Below are 10161 nucleotides of genomic sequence, written 5' to 3' on the forward strand. Positions count from 1 at the left end.
TCGTGAACTTCCTTATGCGGTGCGGCGCTTGGACAGGGTGAAGCTGAAGACCAGGGCGAGGATGAGGACCGCGCCCTCGACGACGTCCTGCGTGTAGTAGGGCAGGCCCTTGATGGTGAGGCCGGTGGTGATGATGCCGATCAGCACCGCGCCGAGGGCCGTGCCCCAGACGTTCGGGCGCCCGCGGCCGAGCACCGAGGTGCCGACCAGCGCGACCGCGACCGCCTCCAGGAGCTGGGAGGTTCCGGCGCTCACATCGCCCTGTCCGATGCGGGAGGCCAGGATCAGGCCGCCGATCGAGGCGAGGACGCCGGACAGGACGTACGCCAGGGAGCGGTACGCCCCGACGCGGATGCCCGCCAGGCGGGAGGCCTCGGGGTTGGCGCCGATGGCGTACAGGACGCGGCCCCAGCGGGTGCGGGCGAGGAAGACCCAGGCGGCGATCGTCAGACCACCGAAGATCAGCACGGAGATCGGGATGCCGAGCACCGTGCCGCGGTCGATCTTCAGGAAGCCGTCGGTGAACTTGCCGGGGGCGGTGGTGCCGTCCTCCAGCGTCATGCCGGGGGTGATGGACTGGCCGTCGACCAGGACGAGCTTGAGGCCCTGGATGACGAAGAGCGTGCCGAGCGTGGCCAGCATGTCGGGGATCTTCAGGACGACGATGAGGAGCGCGTTGAGCAGACCGACCAGGGCGCCCGCTGCCAGCACCGCGAGGATCGCGACCGTGCCGACCTGGTTGTGGACCACCATCGTCTGGGCGGCGACCGAGACACCGAGGCCCGCGACCGCGCCGACGGACATGTCCATTCCGCCGACGGCCATGGTGAGCGTGACGCCGAGGCCGAGGATGGCGGCGACGGAGACATAGCGCAGGGTGTCGAGAAGGGTCGCCGACTCGCGGAAGGAGCCCTCGCTCAGCGCGAAGTACAGGAACAGCGCGACCGTCACGAAGATGAAGCCGTACTTGATGACGGCGTTCTGGACGCGGGCAGCGGTGCTGGCGGAGACCGCGGCGGGCGGGGTCGCCGCCTTGCCGGAGGCGGCGGCCTCGGTCGTCTTGGTGCCCTTGGTGGTGGTCATGGGGTGCTTCCTTCAGCGGCGGGCGTCACACCGACGCCGAGATGGTCTGGATCACGCGGTCGCGTTCCGCGTCTTCGCCGTACGCGTCGAGGTGGATCTCACCGGCGGCGAGGACGACGACCCGGTCGGCGACCTCCAGCACCTCGTCGACGTCGGCGGACAGGACGAGCACGGCGGCGCCCTCGGCGGCCAGTGCCCGGGCGCGGCGGCCGATGTCCCGGCGGGCACCGATGTCCACGCCTCGGAACGGCTCGTCCAGGATGAGGACACGGGGTGTCTCGGCGAGCCAGCGGCCGACAACGACCTTCTGCTGGTTTCCGCCGGACAGTTCCTCGACGGTGCTGTGCTCGTCACGGGCGACCACGCCGAGCGCCTCGATGGTGTCGCGGCCCAGGGCGTCCTCCCTGGCCCGCTGCACGAGCCCCGCCCTGGACAGCGACTTCAGGAACGGCAGCGAGATGTTCTGGGCCAGCGACCAGCCGGGGACCAGCGCGTCGGCGTGCCGGTCCTCGGGGACCAGGTGGATGCCGCCGCGGATGGCGTCGGCGGGGCGGCGCGGCGCGTACGCCCTGCCGTCCAGCTCGACCGTCCCCGTGGCGAAGGGCTCGGCGCCGAACAGGCCGCGGGCCAGCTCGGTCTTGCCGGCGCCCAACAGGCCCACGACGCCGGTGACTTCGCCGGTGCGGAGGTCGAGGTCGAGGGGCGCGCGGCCCTCGAAGAGGCGGACGCCCCGGAGGGACAGCACGACGTCGCCGGAGGTGCCTTCGCGCACGGGGCGGGCCGTGGTCGCCTCGTGGGCCTGGGCGAGCATGGCGCGCAGGGCGGCGTCCCAGTCGAAGGGCTTGGCCTGGTCCTCGGTGAGACGGCCGTCTCGCAGGACGACCAGCCGGTCGGCCAGTGCCTCGATCTCGCCGAGGCGGTGGGAGACGTAGAGCACGGCGATGCCGTCGTCGCGCATCTTCTCGACGAGCGCGAACAGGCGCTCCGCCTCGGTGGCGGAGAGCGCGGAGGTCGGCTCGTCGAGGATGAGCAGTCGGGGGCGGGTGGCCAGGGCCCGGGCGAGGATGAGCAACTGGCGGTCGGAGATGCCGAGTTCGGTGACGTCCCGCTTGAGGAGGGAGTCGCTCCAGTCCAGGCCGAGGCCCGCCTGGATCTCACGGGCGCGGGCGAGCAGCCTGCCACCGTTCAGGAACGGGTTGCCCCGCGTCTGTGCCAGTTCCTCGAAGACGAGGTTCTCGGCGACCGTGAGCCCGGGCACGATGCCCTCGCCGATGCGCTGGTGCACGGTCTGGATGCCCAACTGCCGTGCGGCGAGCGGCGACTGGAGGGCGGCGGGCTCCCCCGCGACCCGTACCTCGCCGCCGTGGTCCGTGTGGACGCCCGACAGGATCTTGATCAGCGTGGACTTGCCGGCGCCGTTCGCGCCGAGCAGCGCGACGACGCTGCCCGGGGCGATGTCGAGCGAGACGGAGGCGAGGACGGTCTTGCCGCCGAAGGCCATGCTGACGTCGGTCAGGCCGACGGCCGGGACGGCTCCCTCCGTCGCCTCGAAGGTCGTCTCAGTGGGCGACATTCGAGATCCAGTCCGCGGTCGAGACCTGGGACAGGTTCAGCGCGGGCAGCGCCGTGCGCAGCTGGTCCATGTTCTCGATCTTCTTCTCGCGCAGGAAGTCCTGGGTGATGGCGACGGCCGGGAACTCGACGGAGGTCTTGTTCAGCTGACCGGCCAGCTCCAGCGCGGTCGTGCGGACGACGGCGGCGCCGACCGCGGACGGGTCGGTGCCCGCCGTGGCCACCCACGGGCTGTCGGCGGCGGTCATCTGCTGGATGTCGGCGTTGGAGACGTCCGCGCCGAAGACCTTCACCTTGTCCTGGAGCTTCTTGTTCTGGACGGCGAGGACGGTGCCCTTGGCGAGCTCGTCGTAGGGGGCGAAGACACCGGCCACGTCGGAGTGCTGGGTCAGCGCGGCGGAGACGAGGGGAACGTTGTCGGTGGCCGTGGAGTCGGTCACCTTGCCGACCTTGAACTGCTGCTTCCAGCCATGGGCGGCGGCCTCCTTGGCCCAGACGGTGTTCCGCTTGTCGAGGGCGGCGTACCCGGCGACGTTGACGTAGCCGACCTTGGCGTTCTTGCCGACCTCCTTGGCCATCACGTCGAGGACGGCCTGCGCCATGCTCGCGTCGTCCTGCTTGGTGGAGACGACGCCCTTCGTGGCGGTCTCGACGTCGTAGACGACGACCTTGATGCCCTTCTTCACGGCCTTGTCGATCTCCGGCTGGATGGTCGCCGGGAAGCCGTGGTCGATGATGATCGCCTTCGCGCCGGAGTTGATGGCGGAGGACAGGTCGGTGGCCTGCTTGGCGTTGTCGGCCTGGGCGTCGTACACGGTCAGGTCGATGCCGAGGGCCTTGGCCTGCGCCTTGGCGCCGTTGCCCCACTGCTCGAAGTAGTCGCCGGCGCCGCTCTGTCTGACCAGGGCGACCTTGACCGCGCCCGCACTGAAGGGGGCGGGCTTCTTGCCGGTGGCGGCCGAGGCGGAGGCGGCCGTGTCGCCGGTGTCCTTCGAGGCGTCCGTGGACTGCGAGCAGCCGGACAGCACGAGCGCGGAGACCGAGGCGAGGGAGAGCGCGGCGAGGGACAGACGGGTGCGGGACATGAGGGGCTCCAGGTACGGAAAGGGGAGGGGTTGCTCGGCCCGGAGCAGGCGAAGGGGATGCGCCACCGCACAGAATGTGGGGGCGGGCAGACCGGGGCTCCGGGAGGGGTCAGCGACAGCTGGCCGTGGTCGACCGGAGCAGGTCCACGTACAGCCGCCGTACGAGCAGCAGCGTCTTCATATGCAGATCATGAGAACGATTTCAGCCATTCGTCAAAGCATGGGAAGCGGTTTCTCAGGAAGTGAGACAACGACTACGTCACACCCGGTGCAGGTCAAGGCAAGAGTTAGCATCACAGGACCGGCACCCGACCCGGCACAGCGAGGCCCTCATGACGACACCTGGCGCGAAAGCGACGCGTATGCCCAGCATGCGGCGCTGTCCCGGCGCGCTGTGTCGCGGCTGACCGCTGCTCGCCCTCCGTCCCCGCCGTCGCCTCTCTTCCTCCCCCGTCCGTCCGGCGCTTGTCTCGATATCCGGACTTTCCTTCCAGACTCCTGGAGTTGCTCCCATGACCCTGCTGACCACCTGGTCCGAGTCCGGCCCCGAGACGCTGGTCCGCCGTACCTCGGACCCCGCCGAGATCGCCGCGGCCCTCAAGCCGCTGGGGGTGCGCTACGAGCAGTGGCCGATCCGCGAGGACGTCCCGTTCGACGCCGACAGCGAGACGGTGTTCGCCGCGTACGGCCCGGAGATCGAGAAGCTGAACGCCGAGGAGGGCTTCACCACCGTCGACGTCCTCGGCCTGCACCCGAGCGACGACCCGGAGTTCCCGGCGAAGGCGAAGGCCGCGCGCGAGAAGTTCCTCCAGGAGCACACGCACGACGACGATGACGAGGTCCGCTTCTTCGTCTCCGGCTCCGGCATCTTCTACCTGCACGTGAACGGCGAGGTGAACGCGGTCTTCTGCGAGAAGGGCGACCTGCTGGGCGTGCCGCGCGGCACCACCCACTGGTTCGACATGGGCACCAACCCGTCGTTCACCGCGATCCGCTTCTTCCACGAGGAGGACGGCTGGATAGGCAACTTCACCGGCTCCACCATCGCCTCCCGCTTCCCCGACTACGACACGATCGCGGCGGGCTACGAGGCCGACAAGGGCGCGGCGTGAGCCTGCGGGACCTGACGTACGACGTGGACGCTGTGGTGCTCGACATCGAGGGCACCACGAGCGCCACGGGCTTCGTCGTCGACGTCCTGTACCCGTACTCCCGCTCGCGGTTCGCCACGCTGCTGGCCGAGCGGGGCGACGATCCGGACGTGGCACGGGCGGTCGCGCAGATCCGCGAGGAACTCGGCGACCCGCAGGCCGACGCGGCCGCGATCGAGAAGGCCCTGAACACCTGGCTCGACGAGGACCGCAAGGCCACGCCGCTGAAGACCCTTCAGGGCGTCATCTGGTCCGAGGGCTTCGCCCGCGGCGACCTCGTCTCGCACTTCTACGACGACGTCGTACCGAGGCTGCGCGCCTGGCACGCGGCGGGGACCGGGCTGTACGTGTACTCCTCCGGCTCGGTGGCGGCCCAGCGGGCGTGGTTCACCAACAGCCCGGAGGGCGACCTGACCTCGCTGGTCTCCGGGCTGTACGACACCGAGAACGCGGGACCCAAGCAGGAGCCGGAGTCGTACCGCCGTATCGCGGAGTCGGCCGGCGTCGAGCCGTCCAGGCTCCTCTTCCTCTCCGACCGCCCCGGCGAGCTGGACGCGGCCCGCGCTGCCGGCTGGCACGCCGTCGGTATCCGGCGGTCCGGGGAGCCGTACTACGAGCAGGGCGTCGGCGACCACGCCGAGGCGGGGGCGTTCGACGAGATCACCATCAGCACCACCGGGAGCACCGTATGACCGCCGAGATCACCGAACTGGACCTGGAGGAGGCGGGGGCCGTCCTCGCCGCCGAGTCCGCGCGCTTCGCCGGCTTCGGCTGGATGCGGGGCACCTCCGGCAACCTGTCCGTGGTGCTCACCCGGGAGCCGCTGCGGCTCGCGGTCACCGCGAGCGGGCACGACAAGGGTGAACTGACGCCCGCGGACGTGGTGTTGGTCGACGGTCAGGGCGCCGCCGTGCGGGGCGGCAAGCCGTCCGCGGAGGCCGAGCTGCACGCGCGCGTGGCCGCGCTGACCGGCGCCGGGGCGGTGGTGCACGTGCACACGGTCGCCTCCGTGGCCATGGGCCGGCGCGAGCCGGGCGGGATCGTCTTCAGGGACCTGGAGATGCTGAAGGGCGTCGGGCAGCCCGCCCACGACGTGGAGGTGACGCTGCCGGTCATCGCCAACAGCCAGGACATGAAGGTGCTCGGGGACCGTCTGGAGGCGGCTCGCGACCCCCGGATGCCGGCCGTGGTGGTCGCCGGGCACGGACTGTACGTATGGGGTTCGGATCCCCGTCAGGCCCGGCATCACACCGAAGTCGTGGAGTGGCTCCTGGAGTTGGAGCTCAGTCAGCGCTGACGGCACGTCAAAAGGCGGCCCGGTCACACCGACCGGGCCGCCTTCGCCGTATCAGGATGTACGGGGGTCTAGCGCAGGTACTCGCCGGGCACCTGGCCCGCCGACACCTCCAGCACGCCCCGCTCGGTCACCAGCCCCGTCACCAGCCGTCCCGGCGTCACGTCGAAGGCGGGGTTGTGGCCGCGGGACTCGGCGGGCGCCGTGCGGACGCCGCCCCACTCCAACACCTCGGCCTCGCCACGGAGTTCGATGTGGATGTCGTCGCCGGACTTGGTGGAGAGGTCGACCGTCGTCGTGGGCGCCGCGACCAGGAACGGGATCCCGGCGTCCGCGCAGGCCAGCGCGACGCCCACGGTGCCGACCTTGTTCGCGGTGTCGCCGTTGGCCGCGATGCGGTCGGCGCCGACGACGGCCGCGTCGACCTCGCCGCGCAGGATGGTGCCGGCGGCGGCCCCGTCGGCCTGGACGTAGTGCGGGATGCCCTCCTGGACCAACTCCCAGGCGGTGAGGCGGGATCCCTGGAGCAGGGGGCGCGTCTCGTCGGCGTAGACGACCTCGATCAGTCCCCGCTTGTGCAGTTCGCGGATGACGCCGAGCGCGGTGCCCCAGCCGGCGGTGGCGAGGGCGCCGGTGTTGCAGTGGGTCAGGATGCGCAACGGCCTTTCGGCGCCGACGCGTTCGAGCAGCCAGTCGGCGCCGTACGAGCCCATCGCCCGGTTCGCCAGGACGTCCTCGCGCTGGACGGCGACGGCCTCCTCGAGGACGGCGTCGAGGCCCTCGTCGAAGCGGGTCATCACGCGGTCCACGCAGACCATCAGGTTCACGGCGGTCGGCCGGGCCTCCCGGATACGCGCGACGGCGGCGCGCACCTCGTCCGTCGACCAGCCCTCGCGCTCGCCCTGCACCAGCGCGAGGGCGACGCCGTAGGCGCCCGCCGCGCCTATCGCGGGCGCGCCGCGCACCACGAGGCGCTGGATGGCGTCGACGAGGGTGTCCACATCGCGGACATCCATCGTCTCGGTGCGATGCGGCAGCAGCGTCTGGTCTATGAGCGCGAGGCTGTTTCCGGTCCAGTCGACCGCGCGCAATTCCTGGGACATATCGGGACACTCCTGATGTTCCGGTGGTCTCCGCCACCGTACATGACCTGGGCGAACCATAGTTCGAGACAGTCGGGCAAGTGTCCGGAAACGGATGCTACTGTCCAGCGATCAGTCCGCAGACCGAGACGAAGGAGGAAGCCCGTGCTGCTGACCAAGCGCCGTTTCCTCGACTTCTGCCGGTGTGCCGGTGACGGCTGTCGACGCTGACCCGTCCCCGTTCCAGCGTTGCCCGTCACCCTTCTCCACCCTCCTCTCCGCCCTCCGCGCGCTGCCGCCGGAGCGTGCACCGCCGTATCCGGAAGGTCCCCCGATGCTCCGCAGAAACCGTCGTGCCCTGCGCACGGCCGCCGCCACCGCCGTGCTGCTCACCGCCGCCACCGCCTGCAACGCGGCCGCGAAGAACGACGACTCCTCCGCCGCCGGCGCCGGCGGCAGGTCCTTCACCCTCGTCACCCCCGACGCCGTCGGCCAGAACGAGTTCCTGAAGCTCGCCGTCAGCGGCATCAAGGACGCGGCGAAGAGCCACGACGGCTCGCAGAAGGTCTACGAGTCCACGGACACCGCCTCCCAGCAGCAGAACGTCCAGGCCGCGGTGGACGCGAAGCCCGACGTCATCGTGCTGGTCGGCTTCGAGTTCGCCGACCTCGTCGCGCAGCAGGCGCAGAAGAACCCGAAGCAGCAGTTCCTGATCATCGACGCCTGCACCACCAAGACCTTCAAGAACGTCAGCTGCGCGGTCTTCCGTGAGCACGAGGGCGTCTATCTCGCGGGCGCCGAGGCCGGTCTGCTGAGCAGGTCCGGCAAGGTGGGCGCGGTCGACGTGCTCGACACGCCCCAGTTCCGCCGCTACAGCGACCCGTTCGCGGCCGGTGCCAAGAAGGTCGCGGCGAAGACCACCACCGACACCCGGTTCGTCGGCGGCCAGTCCCCCTTCGACGACTCGGCCCGCGCCAAGGAGCAGGCGAACACCCTGCTCGCCAAGGGCTACGACCAGATCATGGCGGCCGCGGCGGCCGGCAACTACGGCGTCTTCGAGGCCGCGAAGGCCAAGGGCGCCTTCGCGTACGGCGTGGACGTCAACCAGTGCCCGTCGGCACCCGGCACGGTCGTCGACAACGTGATCAAGCGCACGGACGTCGCCGTGGAGAAGGGCATCGAGTCGGTCCTCGCCGGCAAGACGGGCACGACCGTCTCGTACGGCCTCAAGGAGGGCGGGATCAGCCTCACCGGTCTGGAGGCCGGCGTGGACTCCTCGAAGTGCGTGATCGCGGACCACAAGGACGTCCTCGCCAAGGTCGAGGCGCTGCGCGACCAGATCGTGTCCGGGAAGCTGACGGTCGATGACCCGGCCGCCGGCTGACGCCCAGAGCCTCGCCGTCGAGCTCCGGGGAATCACCAAGCGGTTCCCCGGCACGCTCGCCAACGACTCCGTCGACCTCGGCGTCCGCCACGGCGAGATCCACGCCCTGATGGGCGAGAACGGCGCGGGCAAGTCCACGCTCATGTCGGTCCTCTTCGGGCTGGAGCGCGCCGACGCCGGCTCGATCCGCGTCGACGGCCAGGACGTGCGCTTCGCCAGCCCGGCCGACGCCATGGCCGCCGGGCTCGGCATGGTCCACCAGAGCTTCAAGCTGTTCGACTCGCTCACGGTCGCCGAGAACGTCGTCTACGCCGCCGAGCCGCGCCGCTTCGGCCTGGTGGACCGCGCCGCGGCCCGCCGCCGGGTGCGCGAGCTCGCCGCGGAGCACGGGCTGGCCGTGGATCCGGACGCCCGGGTGGGCGAGCTGCCGGTCGGTCTGCGCCAGCGCGTGGAGATCCTGAAGCTGCTGCACCGCGGTGCCCGCACGCTGATCCTCGACGAGCCGACCGCCGTCCTCACGCCCGCCGAGGCGGACGCCCTGTTCGCGGTGCTCAAGTCGCTGGCCGCGCAGGGCCGTACGGTGATCCTTGTCACGCACAAGCTACGCGAGGTCCTCGAAGGCAGCGACCGCGTGACCGTCCTGCGGGACGGCCGGGTGGTCGCGCGGCTGGTCACCGCGGAGACCTCCGCCGACGAGATCGCGGCCGCGATGACCGGCCGCGCGGTCGAACTGGACCGTGTCCACGCCCCCGGCAGCCCCGGTGACGTGGTGCTCGACGTGACCGGCCTCGCCACCGACGCGGTGCACGAGGCCACGCTCACCGTACGAGCGGGCGAGATCGTCGGCATCGCGGGCGTCGCGGGCAACGGGCAGAGCGAACTGATCGAGGCACTGGCCGGGCTACGGCCCACCACCGCCGGGCGGGTCGGGCTCGGCGGCGACGACATCACCCACGCCTCGGCCACCGAGCGCCGCCTCAAGGGCCTGGCGTACGTCCCGGAGGACCGCCACGCGGTCGGTACGGCGCCTGCCGCGTCCGTCGCCGACAACCTGGCGATGGGCCATCACCGTACGTCCCTGTCCTCCCGCGGACTGCTGCCGCCGACGTCGGTCCGGGCGCACGCACAGCGGCTGATCGAGCGGTTCGGCATCAAGGCGTCGAGCCCCGAGGTCCCCGCGACCGCGCTCTCCGGCGGCAATCTGCAGAAACTGCTGATCGGCCGCGAACTCGCCCACGACGCCCCACTGTTGCTCGTCGAGCAGCCCACGCGCGGCGTCGATATCGGCGCGATCCAGAACATCCACGACCAGCTGATCGCCTACCGCGACGCCGGTCACGCCGTGCTCCTCGTCTCCGCCGAACTGAGCGAGATCCGCGGCCTCGCCGACCGGGTGCTGGTCATGTACGAGGGCCGCATCACCGCGACCTACGACAAGGACGAGGCGGACGAACGGACGCTGGGGCTGGCCATGGCAGGCGCCCAGGTCACTGTGGAGGCCGTCGACTGA

The 10161-nt window shown here is 70.9% G+C and carries 9 protein-coding genes; 5 read left to right on the forward strand and 4 right to left on the reverse strand.

Annotation, left to right across the window (positions count from 1 at the left end):
* Positions 1–12: 12 nt before the first annotated feature.
* From ABKA17_RS31300 to ABKA17_RS31310, 3 genes are read right to left on the reverse strand one after another with little or no spacing between them, the layout of a single operon-like run.
* On the reverse strand, positions 13–1083 hold the full coding sequence (locus ABKA17_RS31300; RefSeq protein ID WP_353695654.1) for an ABC transporter permease: 1071 nt from the start codon (positions 1081–1083) through the stop codon (positions 13–15).
* Positions 1084–1108: 25 nt separating this feature from the next.
* Positions 1109–2656, reverse strand: coding sequence for a sugar ABC transporter ATP-binding protein (locus ABKA17_RS31305; protein WP_353695655.1), 1548 nt, complete (start codon positions 2654–2656; stop codon positions 1109–1111).
* Entirely contained in the window at positions 2643–3740 is a 1098-nt protein-coding gene (locus ABKA17_RS31310) for a substrate-binding domain-containing protein (protein WP_353695656.1), read from the reverse strand. The genes ABKA17_RS31305 and ABKA17_RS31310 overlap by 14 nt, the downstream gene beginning before the upstream one ends.
* A 512-nt stretch (positions 3741–4252) precedes the next feature.
* On the opposite strand from ABKA17_RS31310, the gene ABKA17_RS31315 reads away from it, so the two are divergent.
* From ABKA17_RS31315 to mtnB, 3 genes are read left to right on the forward strand one after another with little or no spacing between them, the layout of a single operon-like run.
* The gene (locus ABKA17_RS31315; protein WP_353695657.1) at positions 4253–4852 is read left to right on the forward strand and encodes a 1,2-dihydroxy-3-keto-5-methylthiopentene dioxygenase; all 600 of its coding nucleotides are present in this window, start codon (positions 4253–4255) and stop codon (positions 4850–4852) included.
* Positions 4849–5583, forward strand: a complete 735-nt coding sequence (gene mtnC, locus ABKA17_RS31320; protein ID WP_353695658.1) for an acireductone synthase — start codon at positions 4849–4851, stop codon at positions 5581–5583. Before ABKA17_RS31315 ends, mtnC begins: the two co-directional genes overlap by 4 nt.
* A complete protein-coding gene (mtnB, locus tag ABKA17_RS31325; RefSeq protein WP_353695659.1) occupies positions 5580–6188 on the forward strand; it encodes a methylthioribulose 1-phosphate dehydratase in 609 nt (202 codons plus the stop codon). Before mtnC ends, mtnB begins: the two co-directional genes overlap by 4 nt.
* Positions 6189–6256: 68 nt before the next feature.
* On the opposite strand, the gene mtnA is transcribed toward mtnB, so the two are convergent.
* Positions 6257–7288 (reverse strand): S-methyl-5-thioribose-1-phosphate isomerase, encoded by a 1032-nt coding sequence (mtnA, locus tag ABKA17_RS31330; RefSeq protein ID WP_353695660.1) that lies wholly within the window; start codon positions 7286–7288, stop codon positions 6257–6259.
* Between the two features lie 313 nt (positions 7289–7601).
* Between mtnA and ABKA17_RS31335 the strand changes: the two genes are divergently transcribed.
* Both ABKA17_RS31335 and ABKA17_RS31340 read left to right on the forward strand, forming a co-directional pair.
* Positions 7602–8651, forward strand: coding sequence for a BMP family ABC transporter substrate-binding protein (locus tag ABKA17_RS31335; protein ID WP_353695661.1), 1050 nt, complete (start codon positions 7602–7604; stop codon positions 8649–8651).
* Positions 8632–10161: an ABC transporter ATP-binding protein gene (locus tag ABKA17_RS31340; protein ID WP_353695662.1), complete on the forward strand. Its 1530-nt coding sequence runs from the start codon at positions 8632–8634 to the stop codon at positions 10159–10161. The genes ABKA17_RS31335 and ABKA17_RS31340 overlap by 20 nt, the downstream gene beginning before the upstream one ends.

It is taken from the genome of Streptomyces sp. RG80 (genome assembly GCF_040446465.1).
Lineage (GTDB): Bacteria > Actinomycetota > Actinomycetes > Streptomycetales > Streptomycetaceae > Streptomyces.